The sequence below is a fragment of the Stenotrophomonas sp. INTA L402-1 genome, assembly GCF_059295135.1.
The window spans coordinates 1-645 of sequence record NZ_JCAFWP010000149.1; the positions used below are offsets into that span (position 1 = coordinate 1).

Annotated in this window: 1 protein-coding gene; it reads right to left on the reverse strand. The window is 54.9% G+C overall.

All coding sequences use genetic code 11. The features are described 5' to 3' along the window. Positions 1–57 precede the first annotated feature (57 nt). Positions 58–645: thiamine ABC transporter substrate binding subunit (thiB, locus tag AC5O77_RS22020; protein ID WP_494507199.1), on the reverse strand; the 588-nt coding region annotated here is incomplete at its 5' end.

The following is a 645-nucleotide window of genomic DNA, read 5'->3' on the forward strand; positions in this document are numbered from 1 at the left end:
GCGCAACCGCCACCACAAGCGTAGCGGCGCTTACACCTGGAATTAACCAGCCGGGAATTAACGGCTGACGGCGCGTTGCCATTCGCTAATCCATGCCTGACGTTGTGCCGCCACTTCGGCTGGAGTGAACTCCAGCGTGGTTGCCGGTTTGGTCAATTGTTCAAACCCGGCAGGCAGCGTGACATTTGCCACCGGATACATCCAGTTGCCGGTTGGGATCGCATTCTGGAAAGCCGGAGAAACCATAAACTGGAGGAATTTTTGCGCCAGCTCTGGCTGCTTGCTGGCAGCGGTGCGGGCGGCGACTTCCACTTGCAAATAGTGACCTTCGCTGAAGTTCGCGGTGGCGTAGTTATCTTTCTTCTCTTCGAGAATGTGATAAGCTGGAGAGGTGGTGTAACTCAGTACCAGATCGCTTTCACCTTTTAAAAACAGGCCGTAGGCTTCGCTCCAGCCTTTGGTGACCGTGACCGTTTTCTTCGCCAGTTTCTGCCAGGCTTGTGGGGCGTCATCGCCATAGACTTTTTGCATCCACAACAGCAGGCCCAGCCCCGGCGTACTGGTGCGCGGATCCTGATAAATCACCCGCCAGTTTTGATCGCTCTCAACAAGCTCTTTCAGGCTTTGCGGCGGGTTTTTTAGTTT